We start from the raw sequence: 21,288 nt of genomic DNA, 5'->3' as shown, positions 1-21,288 counted from the left end.
GCGCGATCGGACCCGCTTCCCGCAGGCCGGGTCGCTAGGGTGCAAGACGTGTCCGCGCCCGTCAACCCGGAGCGCCTGCGACAGGTCGAAGACGCGTTCCGCAGCCTGCCGGGCCGCTATCTGGGCGCACCCCGGGGCTTCGACGCCACCTGGCACGTGCGCCTCGGCGACATCGGGCGCACCTGGGAGGTCCGGTGCACCCAGCACGGGGCCCGCGTCCGGCAGGGCGTCAGCTGCCTGGATCCCGACGTGGTCATCGGCACCGACGCCGAGACCTGGCTCGCGCTCCGCGCCGGGGACATCAACGGGATCGAAGCCTTCGCCGACCGGCGGCTCTACGCCCGGGGGTCGCTCGATCTGGCCGTCGGCTTCGAAGGCCTGTTCCAGCTCCCGAGCGGGCGACCACCCCAGCTGCGGGTCCACGCCGTCGACCTCGGCGACGGACCGGCGATCTCCACCCTCACGATGGGCGAGGGCACCGATGTCGTGCTCATCCACGGGCTCGGTGCCACCAAGGCGTCCTTCCTGGACACGGCGGCCGCGCTGGCCCGGCACGGCTACCGCGTCCACGCGATCGACCTCCCGGGCTTCGGCAGCTCCGAGAAGCCGCTGCTGGCCCCGTACGACGCGGCCTGGTTCTCGAGGCACGTCGTACGGCTGCTGAACGCCCTGGGCATCGAGCGCGCCCACCTCGTGGGCAACTCGATGGGCGGGCGGATCGCGATCGAGACCGGGCTGCGCGCGCCGGAGCGCGTCCGCTCGCTGACCCTGCTGTGTCCGGCGGTCGCCTTCGTCCGGCGTGACTTCTGGCCGCTCGTGAAGGTGCTCCGTCCCGAGCTCGGGCTGCTTCCGCACGGCCTTCGCCGCTCCGTCGTGGCGCGGCAGGTCTGGGAGCTGTTCGCCGACGAGGACGCGCTCGACCCCGCGGTGGCGGACGTGGTGGTCGACGAGTTCCGTCGCGCGTACGCCTCACCTGCGGCCCGGGCCGCCTTCCTCACGAGCGCCCGCAACCTCTACCTCGACCGCCCGTTCGGCCGCGGCGGCTTCTACCCGAGGCTGTCGACCCTGCAGCCGCCGGCCCTGTTCGTCTGGGGCACGCACGACGTCCTGATCCCCGCCGGGTTCAAGCGCCACGTCGAGGAGTGGCTGCCCGGAGCCGAGCAACTCGTCCTCGAGGGTTGTGGCCACGTACCGCAGGTCGAGCGTGCCGAGCAGGTGACGGGCGTCCTGCTGCGCGTCCTGCGCAGGGCCGACGCGCTCGGCGCCCGGCCGACGGTACGTCGCGCCGCCTGACCGCAGCCCACTACGATCGCATCATGTCCGACGGCCCGGCCACGACACGACCGCATACCAACGGTCATGCGCCCGGCGCGCTGAACGGTGCGCGGGTCGCGGATCCCGCCCGCGAACCCACCCCTGGCGGCCCGCCTCTCGGCGCGCTGGCCGGTGTCGCCCGCGGCGTCCTGCGGGGCGTCCGCGACGTCGTGCAGTCCCGGATCCCCAAGGCCGATCTCGACGAGCGCGACCCCGACTACATCCGCGAGAACCTGCCGCGCCTGTGGCTGCTGTCCTCGCTGTACTTCCGGGGCGAGGTCCGCGGCCTGGGGAACGTCCCCGAGACCGGCCCCGTCCTGCTGGTGGGCAACCACTCCGGCGGCAACCTGACGCCCGACACCGGCGTGCTGATGCTGGCGTTCAGCGCCTACTTCGGGGTGGAGCGCAGGTTCCACGCCCTCGCCCACAACCTCGTGCTCGCCGCGCCCGGCCTCGGGTTCCTGCGGCGCTTCGGCACGGTCGCCGCGACGCCCGAGAACATGGAGACCGCCCTACGCGCCGGGGCCGCGCTCCTCGTGTACCCGGGCGGCGACTACGAGGTGCACCGGCCGTCGTGGGAACGCCACACGGTCGACATGGGTGGCCGCAAGGGGTTCATCCGCGAGGCGCTGCGCCATGACGTCCCGATCGTCCCGGTCGTGGCGATCGGCGGGCAGGAGACCGCGCTGTTCCTCTCGCGCGGAGAGGGTCTGGCGAGGTCCCTCATGCTGGACCGCATCCTGCGCCTGAAGGTCCTTCCGATCTCGATCGCCGTCCCGTGGGGTCTCAACATCGGTGACATGCTCGGCCACGTCCCGCTCCCGGCCAAGATCGTCATCGAGGTCCTTCCGCCCATCCATCTCCGTGAGGAGTTCGGCGCCGAGCCCGACCTCGACGAGGTCTACGACCACGTCGTGCGGCTGATGCAGGAGACGCTCGACGCGCTCGCCGCCGAACGCCGGCTGCCGGTGATCGGCTGATGCGCGTCGCGGCGACGATCGACATCGCGGCGACCCCCGCCGAGGTGTGGGGGTTCATCACCGACCCGGAGCGCTCCCTGCACTTCCTGCACGGCGTCACGCGGTTCGAGCGCGCCGGCGACCACGCGCCCGGCCCGGGGATGCGGTTCCGCATGCTCATGCGCATCGGATCCGCGGAGATCGGGAGCCTCGTCGAGGTCGTCGAGTGGCACGAGCACCGGGACCTCGCGTGGACGTCGGTCACCGGGTTGGATCAGCGCGCGCGGTGGCGCCTGCGCGAGCGCGACTCGGGGCGCACGCACGTGGAGTTCCGCCTGTCGTACGGCGTCGCGGGAGCCGGCCTGGGCGGATGGATCGCCGAGCGCGTCGCGGCGCCGCAGGTCCGTCGCAACTTCCAGCGCTCGCTCGTCCAGCTCAAGCGGCAGGTCGAGCACGAGCGGCTGCGCACCGACGCGGCGCGGCGGCGGGCCGCGCGCTCGACCGCTTCCTCGGGCTAGCTCGGCACGCAGGTGACGGTCGCGAGCGCGACCGCGCCCTCGCCACGCCCGACCGGGCCCATGCCCTCACCGCGCGTCGCCTTCACGTTCACCGCGGTGTCCGGCAGGCCCAGCACCGTCGCGAGGTTCCGTCGCATGGCGGGCTTGTGCGCCAGCAGCTTCGGCGCCTCGAGGATCACCGTCGCGTCGACGTGGACCGCGCGCCAGCCGGCCTCCGCGCAACGCGCCATCGTCTCCCGCAGCAGCGCCATGCTGTCCGCGCCCCGGAACCGCTCGTCCGTGTCGGGGAAGTGCTCACCGATGTCCCCCAGGCAGGCGGCGCCGAGCAGCGCATCGATCACGGCGTGCGTGAGCACGTCGGCGTCCGAGTGCCCGTCGAGGCCCACGTCGGACGGCACGGTCACGCCACCGAGCACGAGCGGTCGTCCGGCGACCAGCCGGTGCGTGTCCCAGCCCGTGCCCGTGCGCGGGACCGCGTCGTCGGTCATCGCACCGCTGCCGGGATCTCCACGAGGCTCCGCCGGCGCCCCTCGAACACGCAGAGCTGCGTCACCCCGGCGCTCTGCAGCAGTTCGAGCGCCCGGTCGTACCCGTGCCCCACGTGCTCCGGCACGTGCGCGTCGGAGGACAGCGCGAGGGGAACCCCGGCGTCGACCAGCATCTCCAGGAACGGGAGCGAGGGGTAGATCTCCCCGACCGGCTTGCGCAGGCCCGCCGTCGAGAGCTCGCAGGCCACGCCCGACGCGACGATGCCCTCGAGCGCGATCTCGTAGTAGTACCGCGGGTCCCGATCGGGCTGCGGTCGGTTCGTCCCCCACACCTTGACGAGGTCCGGGTGGGCCATGATGTCGAACATCCCGCTGGCGGCCGCCGCCCCCAGCACCTCGAAGTACCGCCGCCACACCTTGTCCGCGGAGTCCGCCCGGGTCCAGACGTCGTACTTGTCGTAGTCGACCGCATCGTTGCCGAGGAAGTGGACCGAGCCGACGACGTAGTCCCAGGGGCGCCCCTCGAGCAGGTTCGCCATCCGGTCCTCGCGGCCCGGGATGAAGTCCGCCTCGATCCCGAGTCGCAGGTCGGTCTCCTCGCGGACGAAGCCGCAGTAGGCGTCGATGTCGTCGAACGCGCTGTCGCGCCAGTACTCGTGGTCCCACACGTCCAGCGCCTGGGTGAACCGGTAGACGTGCTCGCTCACGCCGAGCTCCGTGATCCCTCGCTCGGTGGCGGCCTCGCGGTAGCGGTCCGCGTTCGCGGTCGTGAAGTACCGCGACGACGGGGTGTCCTCGCCGTCGGGGCGCAGATGGACGTGGTAGTCGGTCAGCATGAGGGTGAGGGGGTGTCGGCGGTGGTGAGCAGCAGCTCGGCGAGCTGCAGGTCTTCCGGTGTCGTGACCTTCAGGTTGCTGCGCGGGGATGGTACGAGGACGACCCGTCCGCCCGCAGCCTCGATCAGCGAGGCGTCGTCGGTCGCACGTGCCAGCACCTCGTCGGGCTGCGCCAGCACGCGCTCCAGCGCGCTCCGACGGAAGACCTGCGGGGTCTGGACGGCCCACAGCAGCGAGCGGTCGAGCGTCGTGCGGACCACCGGTCGCCCGTCGCGGGACTCGGCCTGCTTGACGGTGTCGGTCAGCTGGGCCGCGGCGATCGCGGCGTCCACGGCCGGGTCCTCCATGGCCGCGATGCAGTCGTCCACGATCCGCCCCGTCAGCAGCGGCCGGGCCGCATCGTGGACGAGGACCAGGTCCGCATCCCGCGGTGCGGCAGCGAGGGCGTTGCGCACCGAGTGCGACCGCTGGGCTCCACCGGCCACGACGGTCACACCCGCGCGGTCGAAGAGATGGCCGTCCGGGCGCGCCACGACGACGGCACCCACGTGCGGGCTGGCGGTGAGCACGTCCAGGCTCCAGTCGAGCATGGGTCGCCCCCCCAGCACGACGAACGCCTTGGGACCGACGGACCCAAGGCGCTCACCACGACCAGCGGCCACGACGAGCGCGACCGCCTGCAACGCTGCGGCCAGGATCAGCCCTTCGCGCCGATCTTCGCGCCCGCGGAGTCGGCGAGAAGGCCGTCGAGGTGGGCCTCCGCCTCGTCCTCGGACTTGTCGAGGGCGTACATCAGCTCGGAGGCGAGGATCTTCTTGGCCCGGGTGAACATCTGCTTCTCCCCGGTCGAGAGCCCCTTCTCGTGCTCGCGCAACGCGAGGTTGCGGACGACCTCGGCCAGCTCGTAGATGTCGCCGGTCTTGATCTTGTCGCGGTTGTGCTTGAACCGGCGATTCCAGTTCTTGGGCATCTCGGACACGTCGTCCTGCAGCACCCCCAGGACCTTCTGGACCGTCTCCTCGTCGATCACGCGACGCAGCCCGGCGATCCCGGCGTTCTCGCACGGGACCATGACCGTCATGTCGTTGTGGAGGATCTTGATGGTGAGGTACTCGCGCTCCTCACCGAACATCTTGCGCAGCTCCTTCTTCAGGACCTTGCCCGCCCCGTGGTGCGGATAGACGACGTTGTCGCCACACTCGAACTCGATGTTCTCGATGACGACAGGCTCGAGGTCCTCGAGCAGCTCCGCCTCGTTCAGCTCCGTATCGGAAATGGTGATCTCTCCTTGGTCAGCCGGGACGGGAGCGCCCCGGGTACATCGTCACGTCTGCAAGTAGCGGTCCACGAGGTTGATCTCCTGAAGCCGGCGAAGGCCCTCGCGGATCTCCTTCGCCCGCATCTCCCCCACGCCCTCGACGGATTCGAGCTCCGCGTCGGTGGCGGCGAGCATCTCGTCGAGCCCGCCGAACTCCTGCACGATCTGCTGGACGACCAGCTTCGGCAGGCGTGGGATGCGCCCGAGGATCCGGTAGCCGCGTGGCGACACCGGATAGTCGAGCGTGTTGAGCTTGCGGTCGTACCCCATGACCTCGCCGAGCCGGCCGAAGTCGAGCAGGTCCTGGTGCGGCAGACGCCCGATCTGGTCGAGCGCCGAGGCGAAGGCCTCGTCCGTGTGCTCGGCGAGGTAGTCGTGGACCAGCGCGGACTTGTCCGCCGCCGTGCCGACCATCGTCTCCTCGAGCTGCATCTCGATCAGGCGGCCCTCGGAGCCGAGCTCGACGATGTAGCGCTCGATCTCCACGGCCATGCGCGTGACGAGCTCCGCCCGCTGCAGGACCGTGAGCACGTCGTGCAGGGTCGCGCCACCCTCGAACTCGAGCGCCGTCAGGCGCGTCGAGACCTGATCCAGACGCGTGCGGTACTTGTCGAGCGTGGCGAGCGCCTGGTTGGCCTTCGCGAGCACGACGGGGATGTCCTCGAGGATGTACTTCGCGCCGTCGACGTACAGCGAGACGACCTCGCGCCGCTGCGAGATCGCGATGACCAGGGCATCCGTCTGCTTGCTGACGCGCTCCGCCGTGCGGTGCCGCGTACCGGTCTCCAGCGACAGGATCGTCGGATCGGGCATGAGCTGGACGTTCGCCATCGCGATCTTCGTCGCGTTGCCGTTCAGCGTGATGCCGCCGTCCATCTTCGCCACCTGGTAGAGCAGGGCGGGCGTGTAGTCGATGTCCAGCTTGATGCCGCCCGAGAAGAGGAAGCTGAGCTCCTCCGGATCACCGATGACGATCAGTCCGCCGGTGCGGGCGTGGAGGATGTTGTCGAGGCCCTCGCGGAGCGCCGTACCGGGCGCGACCATCTCGAGTGCCTTGACGAGACGAGGCTCCTGGCGACCTTCCAGCTCGGTCTGCTCATCACTGGAACGCTGCGCCATCCAGAGGGATTCTACCAGCCCTGAGCCGTTTTCCTTAGCTTCCGTTGAGGTTCGGCGCCGCACGGTCCTTCCGACGGCCGCGGACGGGTCAGGCGGCGCGGGCCGGGGCGGCGCCCTGCGCGGCCCCGAACGCCGCACGCAGCGCGTGCCGGAGGGTCGGTGCGTTCTCCGGCGCCACGACGGGCGTCAGCCCGAACTTCGCCGCCTCCTCGACCCGTCGGTCGGCATGGCCGACGCTGCGGAGCTCACCGGTCAGGCCGACCTCGCCGAAGCACGCCAGCGGCAGCTTCGCGTCCTCTCCGCCCGCCGGGACGCCGCGCGCGGCGCTCGCCACCGCGAGCGCCACCGCGAGATCGGCCCCGGGCTCGTCGACCCGGACCCCGCCGACGACGTTCACGAACACGTCGGCCGTTCCGGTGCCCACACCGGCATGACGGCCGAGGACGGCGAGCACCAGGGCGAGCCGGTTGCGGTCGATGCCGTTGCACACGCGGCGTGGCGGCACGATCTCGCTGGGTGAGACGAGCGCCTGGACCTCGACGAGCAGCGGGCGCGTGCCCTCCATGGCGGCCAGGACCACGCTCCCCGGCTTGCGGGTCGCCTCGCCCACGAAGCGGGCGCTGGCGTCGAGCACCTCCACGAGGCCGCCCTCCGCCATCTCGAAGACCCCGGTCTCGTTCGTCGAGCCGAAGCGGTTCTTCAGGGCCCGCAGCGTGCGGTAGGTCCGCTCGCGCTCGCCCTCGAACTGCAGCACGCAGTCCACGAGGTGCTCGAGGACGCGCGGTCCGGCGAGCGCGCCCTCCTTGGTCACGTGGCCGACGAGCAGCACGGCCGTGCCCTGACCCTTGGCCACTCCCATGATGCGCGAGGCGACCTCGCGCACCTGTCCCACGGAGCCCGGGGCGCCGGTGAGCTCCGCCGCGTGCAGGGTCTGCACCGAGTCGATGACGCAGACGTCCGGGCGCTCCGCGACCAGCGTCGCCAGCACGGTGTCAAGATCGGTCTCGGCCAGGACGGGGACGTCCAGCGCGTGACACGGATGCTCCGGTCCGGCCGTGACGAGACGCTCGGCGCGCAGGCGGATCTGCGCCGCCGACTCCTCCCCGGAGACGTAGAGCGTCCGGTGCCCGCCGGCCGCGAGATGTCCGAGGACCATGTTCGTGAGGGTCGACTTCCCGATGCCGGGCGACCCCCCGAGCAGGACCAGCGACCCCGGGACGAGACCGCCCCCGAGGACGCGGTCGAGCTCCCCGATGCGGGTCTGGAGCCGCGCGACGCGGACGCTCTCCACGTCGCCGAGGCGCTGCACGGCCCCCACCGGACCCGCGGCGGATCCGCGGCGGCCGCCACCGGCCACGCCCCGGACGACAGCGGTCGCCGGGCGCTCCTCGACGAGCGTGTTCCACGCCCTGCACCCGGGGCACTGCCCCATCCAGCGCGGCTCGCTGTGGCCGCAGTCGCTGCAGACGTGGAGGGTGAGGGGACGGGCCATGGACCCGATCACCCTACGGACGGGAGCCGACGGCTTCGTCGGCTGCGGGTCACCGCCGGTGGCTCAGAGCCCCGAGCCACCCACCAGGGCGGCGAGGACGCCGAAGACGCCACAGCAGGTGACGAGGAGAGCGAGAGATGTTCCGGAGGCTGTGCGCATCTACGTGTTCCAACGCACGGCGTTCCCCAGAGTTACGGCGAAGAAACCCCGGCACGCCTCGGGTCCGGGGGCTCGGTGGCCGGGCCGCCCCGGTCATCCGGCGCGAACCCGCGAGCAGAACGCGCGATCCCGGTGCGTGCGATCGCAGAAGGGCATGGATCCGGACCCGCCGCACCGGCAGAGCGCCACCGGACCGTCCGGCAGCGGGAGCACGTTGCCGTCCGGGTCGACCAGGCGGAACGGCCCGGTGACCTTGTACGGCCCGTCGTCCCGGACCTTGATCTCGACGCGAGCGTCGTCCTCGGGCACGGGCGACACGCTATCGGTACCCGGCACCGGAGCGACCCGGCGCCGGGCGACAGCTCCTCAGGCGTGCTCCTTGCGCGCCTCGACGAGCGCCGTGAGCTTCTGCGCCGCGCTGGGGGCGAGCTTCGCCAGCTTCTTGGCGTCCCAGCGGTCGAGCGTGACGAGCAGCATGGGCGAGGTCGCCGTGACGGTGGCCGAGCGCTGCCCCCGCTCCAGCACGCCCATCTCGCCGATGATGTCGCCGGGACCCAGCTCGGCGAGCAGCTCACCGCCGCGTTCCACCTTCGCCGTCCCCTCCTCGATCGCCAGCAGCTCGTAGCTGTAGTCCCCCTCGCGGACGAGCTCCTTGCCGGCCGGCACCGAGACCTCCGCGGCCAGACCCGCCACCGCCGTGAGCTCGTCGTCGGTCAGGTCGGCAAGTACGGGAATGCCCTTCAAGCGTGCTGCGTCCACTGCGTCTCCCCTGAAAGTCGGATCACTTGTGCACCATCCTCCCCGATTCCGAGGGTGCCGTGGGAGAAACGTGCCGGACCTCACACCACGAGCGTCCCGACGCGACGAGGGCGGCCCCGGTCGGGGCCGCCCTCGTCGAGCACTACGCAACTGTGAGCCGGGCCTACTCCTCGGTCGGCTCGTCCTCCTCGGACGACGGAGCTTCCTCGGCATCCGGCGCGGGCGGCGCGGCGGCCTGGCCCTCGGCCCCGACCGCGGCCGGCACCTTCTTGGGCTTCTTCGGCGCGACGACCGAGAGCTTGACCGGCTCCTCGTCCTCGCCGTCCCCGCCACGATCGACCATCACCGTGCCGCCGGGCATGAGCTCGGCCCGCAGCACGAAATCCGCCAGCGGATCCTCGATGAAGCGCTGGATCGCGCGACGCAGCGGGCGGGCACCCATCGCCGGGTCCCAGCCCTTCTCGACGAGGTAGTCCTTCGCGTCCTCGCTGAGCTCCAGCTGGAGCTCACGCTCCGCGAGGCTCTCGCGGACGCGTCGCAGGAGGAGCTCGACGATCGTCTTGATCTCGTCCTTCTGCAGCTTGTGGAACACGATGACGTCGTCGATCCGGTTCAGGAACTCGGGCCGGAAGACCTTCTTGAGCTCGCCCATGACGCGCGCCTTCATGTCGTCGTAGGTGAGGCCCGCGTCCTCGTCACCGACGGAGAACCCCAGCGGGGTGTTCCGTGCGATCTCCGAGGCGCCGATGTTCGACGTCATGATCACGATCGCGTGGCGGAAGTCCACGGTCCGCCCCTGCGAGTCGGTCAGGCGCCCGTCCTCCAGGATCTGCAGGAGGATGTTGAAGACGTCCGGGTGGGCCTTCTCGATCTCGTCGAGCAGGAGCACGCAGTACGGCTTGCGACGCACCGCCTCGGTGAGCTGGCCGCCCTCGTCGTACCCGATGTAGCCGGGGGGCGAGCCGACGAGCCGGGACACGGCGTGCTTCTCCATGTACTCCGACATGTCGATGCGGATCATCGAGTCCTCGTCGCCGAAGAGGAACTCGGCGAGCGTGCGGGCCAGCTCGGTCTTGCCGACGCCGGACGGTCCGAGGAACACGAAGGAGCCGGTGGGGCGCTTCGGGTCCTTCAGACCGGCGCGGGAGCGGCGGATCGCCTTCGAGATGACCTCGACGGCGGCGTGCTGCCCGATGACGCGCTTGTGGAGCTCGTCCTCCATCCGCATGAGCTTCTGGGTCTCGGCCTCGGTGAGCTTGAAGACCGGGATGCCGGTCCACATCGAGACGATGTCGGCGATCTCCTCCTCGCCGATCGCGGGACGCTCGTGCCCCTCGGCCTCGCCCGACTCCCACTGCTCCTCGAGCTCGCGCTTCTTGTTCGTCAGGCGACGCTCCTGATCGCGCAGGGACGCGGCCTTCTCGAACTCCTGGGCCTCGATCGACGCCTCCTTCTGGCGGCGCGTCGTCTCGATCTCCTCCTCGAGCTCCCGGTACACGGGCGGGGAGGTCATCGACTTGATGCGCATCCGCGAGGCGGCCTCGTCGATCAGGTCGATGGCCTTGTCGGGCAGCTGCCGGTCGGCGATGTAGCGGTCCGCGAGCTCCGACGCGGCCTCCAGGGCCTCGTCGGTGATGTCGACCTTGTGGTGCTCCTCGTAGCGGTCGCGCAGTCCCTTGAGGATCTGCACGGTCTCGTCGATCGAGGGCTGCTCCACGCGGATCTGCTGGAAGCGACGCTCGAGCGCGGAGTCGCGCTCGAGGTACTTGCGGTACTCGTCCAGGGTCGTGGCGCCGATGGTCTGCAGCTCGCCGCGGGCCAGTGCCGGCTTGAGGATCGAGGCCGCGTCGATCGCGCCCTCGGCCGCGCCGGCGCCGACGAGGTTGTGGATCTCGTCGATGAACAGGATGATGTCGCCGCGCTGGGTGATCTCCTTCATCACCTTCTTGAGGCGCTCCTCGAACTCACCACGGTACTTCGACCCGGCGACCAGCGCCGCGAGATCGAGCGTGTAGATCTGCTTGCCCTTCAGCAGCTCTGGGACGTCGGCGTTGGTGATGCGCTGGGCGAGACCCTCGACGACGGCGGTCTTGCCGACGCCCGGCTCGCCGATGAGGACCGGGTTGTTCTTGGTCCGGCGCGAGAGGATCTGCATGATCCGCTCGATCTCCTTCTCACGGCCGACCACCGGGTCGAGCTTGCCGTCGGAGGCGAGCTTCGTGAGGTTGCGCCCGAACTGGTCGAGCAGCTTGGAGCTCTTCTTGCCCTCGCCCTGGGCACCCGCGCCACCCGCGCCGGCTCCGGCGCCCTGACCGGCGCCCGATCCCGAGCCCGAGCCCGAGCGGCGACCGCCGGGACCGGAGAGCATGCGGATGACCTCGTTGCGGATCTTCTCGGAGTCCGCGTCGAAGTCCAGCAGGATGCGTGCGGCGACGCCCTCGTTCTCGCGGACCAGGCCGAGCAGGATGTGCTCCGTGCCGATGTAGTTGTGACCCAGGCTCAGCGCCTCGCGGAGGGCGAGCTCCAGGACCTTCTTGGCTCGTGGGGTGAACGGGATCTGGCCGGAGGTGACCTCCTCACCGGATCCGACGATGCGGACGACCTGGGCACGCACGCGCTCGACGGTGATGTCGAGGCTCTCGAGGACGCGGGCCGCGAGGCCCTCCTCCTCGCGCAGGAGCCCGAGCAGGATGTGCTCGGTCCCGATGTAGTTGTGCTTGAGCGTCCGCGCCTCTTCCTGCGCGAGAACGACGACCTGACGGGCCCGTTCAGTGAATCGCTCGAACATCAGTGCTGATCCTTCCTGCTGGCGGCTGGGTGGTCGTCAGCGTGGGGTGGTGCGTGGTCCGGACTGTCGTTGCGGTGTGCAGGGACGCCGAAGCACCCGTGTACCCATGTATTCGGCCGACAGGCCGAAGAAGATGAGTCCCACGGGTCGGACGGCGCGCATGGGTCATGCTACCAACCGGGTCCCGGCGGCCCGGCACCGACCGTGCGGACAGAACCCGCGACGAGCACCTGGCCCGCGCGGAAGGGGTCCTCAGACCCGGTCCCCGGCGGGCTCGTCGGCCGGCCGGTGCCACACGGTCTGCTGCGGGAACGGGATCTCGATGCCCTCGGCGTCGAAGGCATCCTTGATCCGCTCGCGGAGCATGCGGCTGACGCGGTACTGCTCCGACGGGCGGGTCTTGACGACGACCCGCACCGTGATGCCGCTGGCGCCGAGCGCCTCGACGCCCCAGACCTCCGGCCGCTCGATGATGTCCTTGTCGGACTTCCACGCGGCGTCCGAGACGTCCTGCAGGACCTGCTTGGCGCGCTCGAGGTCGGTGTCGTAGGCGACCTCGACGTCCAGGAGCGACCGCGACCAGTGCTGGCTCTGGTTGCCGGCCCGGCGGATGTCGCCGTTGGGCACGTGCCAGACCGTGCCGTCGACCGCCCGCAGGCGGGTCGTCCGCAGCGACACGGACTCGACGATGCCGGCCGTCTGCCCGTCGAGGTCGACGATGTCGCCGACGCCGTACTGGTCCTCGATGAGGATGAAGACGCCCGAGAGGAAGTCCTTGACGAGCGTCTGGGACCCGAAGCCGAGCGCCACGCCCACGATGCCGGCGCTCGCCAGCAGCGGCGCGAGGTTGACGCCGAGTCGCCCCAGGGCGACGAACGCCGCGATCGCGAAGATCACGAAGGACGCGACGCTGCGCAGGACGCCGCTCAGCGCGTCGATGCGCTGCTCGGCCCGCAGCGAGGTCTCCCGCGTCTCCAGCAGCGCGTCGGGCGTCAGCCGCCGACCGGCGCTGCCGATGCGCTCAGCGACGGTGCCGCTGTGGAGCCGGCGCAGGCCGCCCTTGATCGAGCGGCGCGCCAGGCGGTTCGCGACCAGGGCGATGAGCAGGATCGCGGCGAGGGCCAGCGGTGTGCCGATCAGGGTGTCCGCGAGGCCGGCGAGCGTGCGGTCCTCCGTGGCCTCCAGCACCTCGCGGCACCAGAACGACGGGTCGGAGCCGCACGTCGAGCGCAGGCGCTCGGGGCTCACATCGGCCAGGAAGAAGGGAATCGACGACAACATCCTCTCGGGCGTTCCCTACCGATCTGAGGGGCAAACGTTTCAGGTCGCGGGCGGTATCCCGCCCCCCTCGGGCCCCGTCCAAGGTGCCGTCGATGCCCCGTACGGAGCGGTCCTGACGGGCGTGCGGCGCGGGCTCGCGCCGCCGGGGTCGGCTCCGTCAGTCGCGCATCGCCGGGAACAGCACGACCTCGCGGATCGAGCTCTGACCGGTCATCAGCATCACGAGACGATCGATCCCCAGGCCCAGGCCACCGGTCGGCGGCATGCCCTGCTCGAGGGCCTGGACGAACACCTCGTCGTAGGGCTGCGTCTCGTCGTCGCCCTCCCCCGCGAGGCGCATCTGCGCCTCGAACCGCTCGCGCTGCACGTCGGGATCGTTCAGCTCGGTGAAGGCGTTGGCGATCTCCATGCCGCCGCAGAACGCCTCGAAGCGCTCCGTGAGCCCCGGCTCGCTGCGGTGGGCCTTGGCGAACGGCGAGATCTCCACCGGGTAGTCCATGACGATCGTCGGCTGCTGCAGCCCCGGCTCGACGTGCTTGGAGAGCAGGTCGTCGACGAGCTGGGGCCACGTCAGGCCGTCGGTGGGGATGTCGACGCGGTCCGAGGCGGCGATGGCCGACGCCAGGGCGGCCGCGTCGCGGTGCTCGAGGATGTCGATGCCCGTCGCGTCCCGGATCGCGCCCACGAACGTGACGCGCTTCCACGGCGTGGAGAAGTCCAGCTCGCCCTCGTACCCGACCGCCTCGGCGACCGCGGCGACCACGCGCTCGAGCCGGTCCGCGGCGTCGGAGTAGTCCGCGTAGGCCTCGTACCACTCGATCATCGTGAACTCGGGGTTGTGCTTGAAGCTCACGCCCTCGTTGCGGAAGTCCTTGCCCAGCTCGTAGACCCGCTCGAGACCGCCGACGATGCAGCGCTTGAGGTACAGCTCGGTCGCGATCCGCAGGTAGAGGTCGCGGTCGAGCTGGTTGTGGTGCGTCGTGAACGGGCGGGCCAGCGCGCCGCCGTAGAGCGGCTGCAGGATCGGCGTCTCGACCTCGACGAACCCGTCGTCGTCGAGCATGCGCCGCACCGTGGCGATGACCTTCGCACGGGTCAGGAAGATCGCCCGCGACTCCTCGTTGGCGATGAGGTCCAGCTCGCGGCGGCGGAAGCGGGTCTCGACGTCGGTGAGCCCGGCGTGCTTGTCCGGCGGCGGACGGAGCGACTTGGCGAGCACGGTGAAGTCGTCCACCCGCAACGTCAGCTCACCGCGGCGCGACATGAACGCCGTGCCGTCGATCCCGACCAGATCGCCGAGGTCGAGATGCAGCAGGCGCGCCATGCGCTCCTCCCCGAGCACGTCGAGCTTCGCCTGCAGCTGCAGGCGGCCGCTGCGGTCGACGAGGTCCAGGAACGCCATCTTGCCCTGACCGCGCCGGGCGGCGAGGCGGCCGGCGACCCGGTGGGAGCTCTCGGTCTCCGCCCCGGCCTCGAGACCGCCGTGGGCGCCGCGTACGTCCGCGATCGGCTCGACGCCCGGGAACGCGTGCGGGAAGGGGTCGATGCCCTCCGCACGCAGGTCGTCGAGCTTCTGGCGTCGGACGGCGAGGAGGTCTGCCTCGGATCCCCCCGCGGACTCGGTCAGAGCCCGACCTCGATCTTGGTGATCTTCAGCTTGCGAGCGGGACCCTTCGGGACCTGCACCGAGACCACCTCGTTGCGCTTGTGCCCGATGAGCGCACGCCCGACCGGGGACTCGTTGGACAGCTTCAGCTCGGCCGGATCGGCCTCGGCGGACCCGACGATCGTGAACTTCTGCGACTTGCCGGTCTTCTCGTCCTTGACGTGGACGATGGACCCGACGCCCACGACGTCGCTGGAGATGTCCTCGGCGGTGACGACCTGCGCCGAGCGCAGGCGCTCCTCGAGCTGCAGGATCCGCGACTCGAGCATGGCCTGCTCGTTCTTGGCGTCGTCGTACTCGGAGTTCTCGGAGATGTCACCGAACTCGCGGGCCTCCTTGATCCGAGCTGCGACCTCGCGGCGCTTCTCGGTGGAGAGATGCTCGAGCTCTTCCTTGAGCTTCTCGAGGCCTTCGGGGGTGAGGATGACGTCCTTCGGCATGTGGCAACCTGGGGTTCGGGTTCACCGGCCGGCGGGCGAGAAAAACCCCGCACTGGGCGGGGATAGAGCCCGCAAGCGGGCCGGGCGAGCGGCGGAGTATAGCGCGGCGGGCTCCTGTGCTCAGGCGACCGCGACCCGGGCGCGCAGCGGGGCGAGGATCGAGCGGGCCTGTTCGACCGTGTCGGTGCGCTGCAACGCCTGTTGCAGCACGTTGCCCTCCCCCAGTCGCGTCACGTACCACGGATAGAACTTGCGGAGGTACCTCCCGCCGCGTTCGGCCCCCATGTGCTGGACGGCGCACTCCATCACCCAGTCCAGCTCCTCGAGGATCTCCTCGCGCGTCGGCTCGTCGTCGCGCAGCCCCAGCACCTGCGAGAACAGCCAGGGGTTGCCGAGCGACCCGCGGGCGAGCATCACCCCCGCCGCTCCGGTGCGCTCGTACGCCGCGGTGACCGACGCGACGTCGTGCAGGCCGCCCGTGAGGATCACGGGGGCCGGAAGGCTCCGGACCAGCTCGGCGGCGAGATCGTAGTCCGGGGTGCCCTTGTGGTGGACCTGCGCGGACCGCGGATGGAAGGTGATCGCCGCAACCCCCGCCTCCTCGACCAGCCGGTGGGCCAGTGCCACGCCGCTGGTGTCGCCCTTGCGGTCGCCGGAGCGCAGCTTGACCGTCACCGGGAGGCCGCTCCCCTCGCGGGCCGCGCTGGCGACCGCGACGGCCGTGTCGGGGTCCTTCAGCATGGCGGCGCCCGCACCCGTCTTGGTGACCTTCGGCACCGGGCAGCCCATGTTCAGGTCGATGATGTCGACGAGACCCCGCTCGGCGACCGTCGCCGCCGCGGACCGCATCACGTCGGGGTCCTGCCCGAAGAGCTGCAGCGCCACCGGGCCACCGCGATGCTCGTCGGGGTGCACGCGGAGCATCTCGGTGCACGTCTTCTCGTTGCCGTGGTGGATGCCGAAGCTCGACACCATCTCGCTGACGGCCATGCCGGCTCCGTAGCGCTTGGCCTGCAGGCGCACGAACCAGTTGCCGATGCCCGCCAGCGGGGCGAGCAGCACGCGGTTGGGGACGTGGACGCCCCCGATCTCCCAGCTGTCGTGGAGGCTCGGCACGCCTCCAGTGTGGCAGAGGCCGCTCAGGTGTTGCGGCCGTGCAGCAGCCGCAGACCCTCGAGCGTCAGCAGGTCGTCCTGCTCGTCGATCGTCTCGCAGAACGGCACGATGACCCCCGCCAGCCCGCCGGTGGCGAGCACGTGCGTCTCGCTGCCGAGCTCGACGAGCAGCCGCCGCACGATGCCGTCGACCTGCGAGGCGAAGCCGTAGACGATCCCCGACCTGATCGCGTCCACCGTGGACTTGCCGATCAGCGTGCGCGGCGGCCCCAGATCGATGCGCGGGAGCTTCGCGGCGCGGGAGGTCAGGGCGTCCATCGAGATCTCCACGCCCGGCGAGATGATGCCGCCCAGGTACTCGCCCTCGTCGCTCACCGGGTCGTAGGTGATCGCCGTCCCGAAGTCGACCACGATGCAGGCGCGGCGCACCTTCTCGTACGCCGCGACGGCGTTGACGAGCCGGTCGGCCCCGATCTCCCGTGGGTTGTCGTACCGCAGGGCCATGCCCGTGCGGATGCCGGGCCCGACCACCACCATCTCGTGCATGAGGTAGCGCGAGGCCATCTCGGCCCACTCCGGGGCCAGCTGCGGCACGGTCGAGGACACGATCGACGCGTCCAGATCGGCGAGTCCCACCCCGCGGAGCTCGAGCAGGTTGCGCAGCGCCGCCCCGAGCTCGTCCGCGGTCGACGAGCGCACGGTGGCGAACCGCCAGTGCTCGACGAGCTCCCCCTCGGGCGAATAGGTCCCGAAATGGGTCTGGGTGTTGCCGACGTCGACGACGAGGAGCACCGGCGCATTATGCTCGCCCGCATGGCCAACAAGCTCTACGTCGTCGATGGATCGCACCCTTGCGCGACCGTCGAACGCGCTCTGACCCTCAAAGGCATCCCCTACAAGACGGTCGAACTGCTCCCGCCGATGCACGCTCCGATCACCAAGGCGCTGTTCGGTGTGCGCACGGTTCCCGCCATCAAGTTCGAGGACGGGACCAAGCTCTCGGGGTCCCGCGCGATCCTGGCCGAGCTCGAGCGCCGCGTCCCGGAGCCCTCGCTCTACCCGTCCGATCCCGACCGCCGCGCGGCGGTCGACGAGGCCGAGCGCTGGGGCGACGAGGTCTTCCAGTCGATCCCCCGGCGTCTCCTGTGGCCCGCGCTGAAGCGCTCCCCGAAGTCGCTGCCGTCGTTCACCGTCAACGCGAAGCTCCCGACTCCCGCCCCGCTCCTGGTGGCCATGGCGCCGGGGCTCACCCGCATCGAGTGCAAGATGAACCAGGCGACGGAGACCGCCGTGCGGGCGGACCTGCTGGCGCTGCCGGCGCACCTCGACAAGATCGACGCCTGGATCGCCGACGGCACCCTGGGGGACGAGCCGCCCAACGCCGCCGACCTGCAGATCCTTCCGTCGGTCCGGCTGCTCATGACGCTCGGCGACGTCCGCCCGCTGATCGAGGGCCGGCCCGTCGCCGACCTCGTCGCCCGCGTGCTGCCCCCCGCGCCCGGGGCGGTCCCGGCCGGCGTCTACCCGGCCGAGTGGCTGCCGGCTCCTGCCACCGCGACCCCGTAGTCCGCTCGGAGCGACGGCACGGAGCGCCCTGAGGTCGCGATCACCGGACGGGCACGTGGGACCGACGGCGCTCGACCTCATCGAGGAGCTGGACCTTCCCGACGGACCCGACGGCTAACGTTCTCCGCGTGCCCACCGTCGAGGGACTCGAGTTCGCCTACACCCTGCATCCGCTCGCGCCCGGGCGCTTCGGGTTCCGTCGCTGGCGCTGGGAGCTCTGGCACGGTCGGGCCCTGATGGCCGCGGGGTGGCGGGTGGACCGCGACGGCGCCTGCCGGGCCATCCAGTCCCACGCCACGCAGGTCGCGGCCAGGATGTTCGGGTTGCGCCGCGCGCTGCCCCACCCGGCCGAGCACGTGAGCGACATCCGGCCGGGATCGACCCTCCGGGTCGACACCGGCGCGGTCGCGTTCGTCCTGGTGCCGCGGGCGCTCGCCCGGGACGCGATCAGCGCGTCCTGAGCGGCGGTCCCTCCCGCCGGACGCCCTCGTCCAGCGGCAGCGCGGCCAGCGCGTCCGCGAGCGACACGCCCCCGGCGGCCTGGAGCGCGAAGTCGAGCTCGAGGAGGGGCACGAGCACGAACCGTCGCGCCGTGACCTGCGGGTGCGGCAGCGTCAGGCGCTCGGTCACGCAGGACGCGTCACCGAGCAGCAGGAGGTCGACGTCGATCGGCCTGGGCCCGTGACGGACGTACCCGTCCTCGCCCGCGAGCGTGCGTCCCCGGTCGCGTTCGACGGCCTTGCAGGCGTCCAGCAGCGCCTCCGGGCCGAGGTCCGTCTCGATCCGGACGCAGGCGTTCAGGAACGCGGGCTGCTCCGTCACCTCGCCCACCGGATCCGTGTCGTAGGTCGAGCTCGACGCGACCACGCGCACGCCGTGGCCGGGCAGGGCGTCGACGGCCGCCTGCAGATGAGCCCGGCGATCCCCGACGTTCGAGCCGAGGCCGAGGTAGCCGACGGTCACGTCGCAGGCTCGGCCTGCGACTGCATCTCCCGCAGGGCCTGCTCCATGCCGGCGACGACCGCCTGCAGCCCGGACAGGGGGCGGATCAACACGGTCAGCTCGCTGATGAGTCCGTCGTCGCCCTCCGTGAGCAGGTCGACGCCCTCCAGCTCGCGGTCGCCCACCCGGGCGCGGAACCGCAGCGTCGCCTTGCCGTCGCCGATCAGCTCGTCGACGTAACGGAAGTCCTCGAACACCTGCAGCACCCCGGCGAGGATGAACGCGGTGGCGTCCCGCCCCTCGTAGGGCTTGTGCACGGCGGGAGAGCAGAAGGTGACCTCGGGCGACAGCGTCTCGACCAGGGCCGCGTGATCGTGGGCGACGACGGCGTCGCGAAATGCGGTGATGCTCATGGGATCTCCTCGTTGGTGACTCGCATGAGAGCGAGCTGACGGCTGTGCGCGAGCAGGACGCCCCCGGGACCCCACACCTCCCCGTCCTCCTCGAACAGGCCGTCGTGGGCCGTCCGGGAGCTGAAGCGGACGAGCAGCGGGTCGGAGGCGTCGAGCGTGAGCGCCACGAGCGGGGCGCGGAAGTGGATCGTCAACTCGACCGTCGGCGCCGGCACCGGGCCGGACAGCCGGAACCAGGCCGTGGGCAGCCAGGCATCCACGAGGAGCGCGAGGAGCGCGGCGTCGACGGCCCGCGGCGGGTTCGTCAGCCGCAGCCACCCGCCGGAGACGGCCTCGTCGGCACCGCGGAAGGGCGGCGGCCCCAGCGCGTACCGCACGTCGAGCCGGTGGGCGATCTCGGGCGCCTCGGCGGGCGGCGTGATCGGGTCCAGGCCGGCGAACGCGGGCACGTCGGGCGGCGGGGTCCGGTACGTGATCGCGTCCGGGAAGCTCGTCGCGAGCGAGGCGAGCGCCAGCACGCAGACGCGGTCGTCCTGCAGGAACCGGGCGACCACGGTCGTCACGGTGCGCCCGGCGCGCTCGACGGTCACCTCGACCTGCGCATCGGCGTCCACCGCCGGCGAGCGCAGGTAGTGGAGGGTGAGCGTGCGGATGTGGAACGCCGGTGCGGCGACCTCGGCCTCGATGGCCCGGACGATGATCGCGGCGATGTAGCCGCCGTTCGGACCGATGGGGGCCGACCAGTGCGGGGTGACGTGGGCGGCGTAGCGACCGTCGCCCAGGGCCTGGACGGCGGAGTCCGCGGTGAAGTCCACCATCGTCGTCGACACCCGTCAGCTCTCCCTGGCGGTGCGCCACACCTCGACGCTGACCTCGTGGACGGGCAGGGCGATCGGCGGTTCGGGCTTGGACGCCTTGACCCAGACCTCCTCGGCCGCGAAGCGATCCAGCAGGCGGTCCGCGATCGCCGAGCACAGGCGCTCCAGCGTCTTGTAGGACCGCTGCTGCGCGACGAGCGCGCAGGCGTTGCAGACCTCGCCGTAGTCGACCGTGTCCTCGACCATGTCCGTGACCGTCGCATCGCACTCGCCGACCTCCATCCGGATGTCGAGCACCAGGCGCTGCCCGATCTCCCGCTCGGCCGCCGTGACCCCGTGATGGGTGTAGAGGGAGAGACCGCTGACCTCGATGGTGACCTCGGTCTGCGGGCCGTCCTCCTCGTCGAAGTCGTGGTCCTCGAGGTCGTCCTCGTCGGGGTCGTGACGGTCGTCGTCGATCACGGCGCCAACGTAGCAGCCGCGACCGTGAGGGCGTCCACGTGCTCGGCGACGTCGTGCACGCGGAACACGGAGGCTCCCTGCTCGTACGCCAGCACGTTGGTGGCCAGCGTGGCGGCGACCCTCCGGGCGGGATCGTCACGGCCCGTGAGCCGTCCGAGGAACGACTTGCGGGAGGTCCCGACGACGACGGGGAACCCGAGCGCGCAGAACGCGTCGATGCTCCGCAGCAGCGCGAGGTTGTGGTCGAGCGTCTTCCCGAACCCGATCCCCGGGTCGAGGTGGATCCGGTCCTCGCGGATCCCCTCGGCGACCGCGAACGAGACCCGCTCCTCGAGGAAGGCGCGGACGTCGTCGACGACGTCCTCGTAGCGCGGATCGCGCTGCATCGTCCGTGGCTCCCCGAGCATGTGCATGAGGCAGCAGTCCGCGGCGCGATCGGCGACCAGGCCCGCCAGCTCGGGGTCGCCCCGGAAAGCGGTCACGTCGTTGACGTACGTGGCTCCCGCGTCGAGCGCGACCCGGGCGACCTCCAGCTTCGACGTGTCGATCGACACCCGCGCGGTACCGTCGGCGACCAGCGCCTCGACCACCGGCCGCGTACGGCGCAACTCCTCCGCGACGTCCACGGGGGCGGCCCCGGGGCGCGTGGACTCGCCACCGATGTCGAGGATCGCGGCGCCCTGCGCGGCGAGGCGACGACCGTGGGCGATCGCCTCGCGCTCGTCGAGGAAGGCGCCGCCGTCGCTGAACGAGTCCGGCGTCACGTTGACCACGCCCATGACGGTGAACGCCCGCACTCCGGGGATCCTACGCAGCATCGGCGGTGCTCCCTGCG

Annotated in this window: 24 protein-coding genes; 5 read left to right on the top strand and 19 right to left on the bottom strand. The window is 71.2% G+C overall.

Annotated features, from left to right (window positions below; translation table 11 throughout):
- Positions 1 to 48: 48 nt before the first annotated feature.
- The 3 genes from ABYE80_RS01385 (at position 49) to ABYE80_RS01375 (ending at position 2,791) form a co-directional block, all read left to right on the top strand.
- Entirely contained in the window at positions 49 to 1,293 is a 1,245-nt protein-coding gene (locus tag ABYE80_RS01385) for an alpha/beta fold hydrolase (protein WP_372788075.1), read from the top strand.
- A gap of 146 nt (positions 1,294 to 1,439) precedes the next feature.
- Entirely contained in the window at positions 1,440 to 2,294 is an 855-nt protein-coding gene (locus tag ABYE80_RS01380) for a lysophospholipid acyltransferase family protein (protein WP_372788096.1), read from the top strand.
- On the top strand, positions 2,294 to 2,791 hold the full coding sequence (locus ABYE80_RS01375) for an SRPBCC family protein (RefSeq protein ID WP_372788074.1): 498 nt from the start codon (positions 2,294 to 2,296) through the stop codon (positions 2,789 to 2,791). The genes ABYE80_RS01380 and ABYE80_RS01375 overlap by 1 nt, the downstream gene beginning before the upstream one ends.
- On the opposite strand, the gene ispF is transcribed toward ABYE80_RS01375, so the two are convergent.
- The 14 genes from ispF to ABYE80_RS01305 form a co-directional block, all read right to left on the bottom strand.
- Positions 2,788 to 3,279, bottom strand: a complete 492-nt coding sequence (gene ispF, locus ABYE80_RS01370) for a 2-C-methyl-D-erythritol 2,4-cyclodiphosphate synthase (protein WP_372788073.1) — start codon at positions 3,277 to 3,279, stop codon at positions 2,788 to 2,790. The genes ABYE80_RS01375 and ispF overlap by 4 nt on opposite strands.
- Positions 3,276 to 4,115, bottom strand: a complete 840-nt coding sequence (locus ABYE80_RS01365) for a histidinol-phosphatase (protein ID WP_372788072.1) — start codon at positions 4,113 to 4,115, stop codon at positions 3,276 to 3,278. Before ABYE80_RS01365 ends, ispF begins: the two co-directional genes overlap by 4 nt.
- On the bottom strand, positions 4,109 to 4,777 hold the full coding sequence (gene ispD, locus ABYE80_RS01360) for a 2-C-methyl-D-erythritol 4-phosphate cytidylyltransferase (RefSeq protein ID WP_372788094.1): 669 nt from the start codon (positions 4,775 to 4,777) through the stop codon (positions 4,109 to 4,111). Before ispD ends, ABYE80_RS01365 begins: the two co-directional genes overlap by 7 nt.
- Positions 4,778 to 4,812: 35 nt before the next feature.
- Entirely contained in the window at positions 4,813 to 5,325 is a 513-nt protein-coding gene (locus ABYE80_RS01355; RefSeq protein WP_372788093.1) for a CarD family transcriptional regulator, read from the bottom strand.
- Between the two features lie 114 nt (positions 5,326 to 5,439).
- Entirely contained in the window at positions 5,440 to 6,552 is a 1,113-nt protein-coding gene (gene disA / locus ABYE80_RS01350; RefSeq protein ID WP_372788070.1) for a DNA integrity scanning diadenylate cyclase DisA, read from the bottom strand.
- A gap of 88 nt (positions 6,553 to 6,640) precedes the next feature.
- Complete coding sequence (radA, locus tag ABYE80_RS01345) at positions 6,641 to 8,044, bottom strand: DNA repair protein RadA (protein WP_372788068.1); 1,404 nt, start codon at positions 8,042 to 8,044, stop codon at positions 6,641 to 6,643.
- 252 nt (positions 8,045 to 8,296) lie between these two features.
- Positions 8,297 to 8,512, bottom strand: a complete 216-nt coding sequence (locus ABYE80_RS01340; RefSeq protein ID WP_372788067.1) for a CDGSH iron-sulfur domain-containing protein — start codon at positions 8,510 to 8,512, stop codon at positions 8,297 to 8,299.
- A 57-nt stretch (positions 8,513 to 8,569) separates the two neighbouring features.
- Positions 8,570 to 8,962 carry a cyclic nucleotide-binding domain-containing protein gene (locus tag ABYE80_RS01335; RefSeq protein WP_372788065.1) on the bottom strand — a complete coding sequence of 131 codons (393 nt, stop codon included), beginning with the start codon at positions 8,960 to 8,962 and terminating at the stop codon, positions 8,570 to 8,572.
- 163 nt (positions 8,963 to 9,125) lie between these two features.
- Complete coding sequence (locus ABYE80_RS01330; protein WP_372788064.1) at positions 9,126 to 11,750, bottom strand: ATP-dependent Clp protease ATP-binding subunit; 2,625 nt, start codon at positions 11,748 to 11,750, stop codon at positions 9,126 to 9,128.
- Positions 11,751 to 12,002: 252 nt separating this feature from the next.
- On the bottom strand, positions 12,003 to 13,028 hold the full coding sequence (locus ABYE80_RS01325; protein ID WP_372788062.1) for a mechanosensitive ion channel family protein: 1,026 nt from the start codon (positions 13,026 to 13,028) through the stop codon (positions 12,003 to 12,005).
- A 160-nt stretch (positions 13,029 to 13,188) separates the two neighbouring features.
- Positions 13,189 to 14,658 (bottom strand): lysine--tRNA ligase, encoded by a 1,470-nt coding sequence (lysS, locus tag ABYE80_RS01320; RefSeq protein ID WP_372788091.1) that lies wholly within the window; start codon positions 14,656 to 14,658, stop codon positions 13,189 to 13,191.
- Complete coding sequence (greA, locus tag ABYE80_RS01315) at positions 14,655 to 15,137, bottom strand: transcription elongation factor GreA (protein WP_372788060.1); 483 nt, start codon at positions 15,135 to 15,137, stop codon at positions 14,655 to 14,657. Before greA ends, lysS begins: the two co-directional genes overlap by 4 nt.
- 120 nt (positions 15,138 to 15,257) lie before the next feature.
- Positions 15,258 to 16,253: a tRNA dihydrouridine synthase gene (locus ABYE80_RS01310; RefSeq protein ID WP_372788059.1), complete on the bottom strand. Its 996-nt coding sequence runs from the start codon at positions 16,251 to 16,253 to the stop codon at positions 15,258 to 15,260.
- 23 nt (positions 16,254 to 16,276) lie between these two features.
- Positions 16,277 to 17,044: a type III pantothenate kinase gene (locus ABYE80_RS01305; protein WP_372788058.1), complete on the bottom strand. Its 768-nt coding sequence runs from the start codon at positions 17,042 to 17,044 to the stop codon at positions 16,277 to 16,279.
- 21 nt (positions 17,045 to 17,065) lie between these two features.
- Here ABYE80_RS01305 and ABYE80_RS01300 point away from each other — a divergent pair, with 21 nt between their 5' ends.
- Complete coding sequence (locus ABYE80_RS01300) at positions 17,066 to 17,818, top strand: glutathione S-transferase (RefSeq protein ID WP_372788057.1); 753 nt, start codon at positions 17,066 to 17,068, stop codon at positions 17,816 to 17,818.
- Positions 17,819 to 17,946: 128 nt separating this feature from the next.
- Complete coding sequence (locus ABYE80_RS01295) at positions 17,947 to 18,279, top strand: hypothetical protein (RefSeq protein WP_372788055.1); 333 nt, start codon at positions 17,947 to 17,949, stop codon at positions 18,277 to 18,279.
- Here ABYE80_RS01295 and folK read toward each other — a convergent pair.
- The 5 genes from folK to folP form a co-directional block, all read right to left on the bottom strand.
- Entirely contained in the window at positions 18,266 to 18,781 is a 516-nt protein-coding gene (folK, locus tag ABYE80_RS01290) for a 2-amino-4-hydroxy-6-hydroxymethyldihydropteridine diphosphokinase (RefSeq protein WP_372788053.1), read from the bottom strand. The two genes, ABYE80_RS01295 and folK, sit on opposite strands and share 14 nt — an antisense overlap.
- Complete coding sequence (locus ABYE80_RS01285) at positions 18,778 to 19,173, bottom strand: nuclear transport factor 2 family protein (RefSeq protein ID WP_372788052.1); 396 nt, start codon at positions 19,171 to 19,173, stop codon at positions 18,778 to 18,780. The genes folK and ABYE80_RS01285 overlap by 4 nt, the downstream gene beginning before the upstream one ends.
- Positions 19,170 to 20,003 carry an acyl-CoA thioesterase gene (locus tag ABYE80_RS01280; protein WP_372788051.1) on the bottom strand — a complete coding sequence of 278 codons (834 nt, stop codon included), beginning with the start codon at positions 20,001 to 20,003 and terminating at the stop codon, positions 19,170 to 19,172. The genes ABYE80_RS01285 and ABYE80_RS01280 overlap by 4 nt, the downstream gene beginning before the upstream one ends.
- A 3-nt stretch (positions 20,004 to 20,006) precedes the next feature.
- Positions 20,007 to 20,453, bottom strand: a complete 447-nt coding sequence (gene folB, locus ABYE80_RS01275; RefSeq protein ID WP_372788049.1) for a dihydroneopterin aldolase — start codon at positions 20,451 to 20,453, stop codon at positions 20,007 to 20,009.
- A partial coding sequence (gene folP / locus ABYE80_RS01270; protein ID WP_372788048.1) for a dihydropteroate synthase occupies positions 20,450 to 21,288 on the bottom strand: 839 nt, incomplete at its 5' end. The genes folP and folB, both read right to left, overlap by 4 nt.

This window comes from Paraconexibacter sp., from assembly GCF_041602235.1.
Classification (GTDB): domain Bacteria; phylum Actinomycetota; class Thermoleophilia; order Solirubrobacterales; family Solirubrobacteraceae; genus Paraconexibacter.
The sequence above is the reverse complement of the archived record's forward strand: the minus strand, read 5'-3'. Positions and strand labels throughout refer to the sequence as shown.

Coding starts and splice junctions, on each gene's coding strand:
- ABYE80_RS01375 (WP_372788074.1), top strand. CDS start 2,294: ATGCGCGTCGCGGCGACGATCGACATCGCGGCGACCCCCGCCGAGGTG.
- ispF (WP_372788073.1), bottom strand. CDS start 3,279: ATGACCGACGACGCGGTCCCGCGCACGGGCACGGGCTGGGACACGCAC.
- ABYE80_RS01365 (WP_372788072.1), bottom strand. CDS start 4,115: ATGCTGACCGACTACCACGTCCATCTGCGCCCCGACGGCGAGGACACC.
- disA (WP_372788070.1), bottom strand. CDS start 6,552: ATGGCGCAGCGTTCCAGTGATGAGCAGACCGAGCTGGAAGGTCGCCAG.
- radA (WP_372788068.1), bottom strand. CDS start 8,044: ATGGCCCGTCCCCTCACCCTCCACGTCTGCAGCGACTGCGGCCACAGC.
- ABYE80_RS01330 (WP_372788064.1), bottom strand. CDS start 11,750: ATGTTCGAGCGATTCACTGAACGGGCCCGTCAGGTCGTCGTTCTCGCG.
- greA (WP_372788060.1), bottom strand. CDS start 15,137: ATGCCGAAGGACGTCATCCTCACCCCCGAAGGCCTCGAGAAGCTCAAG.
- ABYE80_RS01300 (WP_372788057.1), top strand. CDS start 17,066: ATGGCCAACAAGCTCTACGTCGTCGATGGATCGCACCCTTGCGCGACC.
- ABYE80_RS01285 (WP_372788052.1), bottom strand. CDS start 19,173: ATGAGCATCACCGCATTTCGCGACGCCGTCGTCGCCCACGATCACGCG.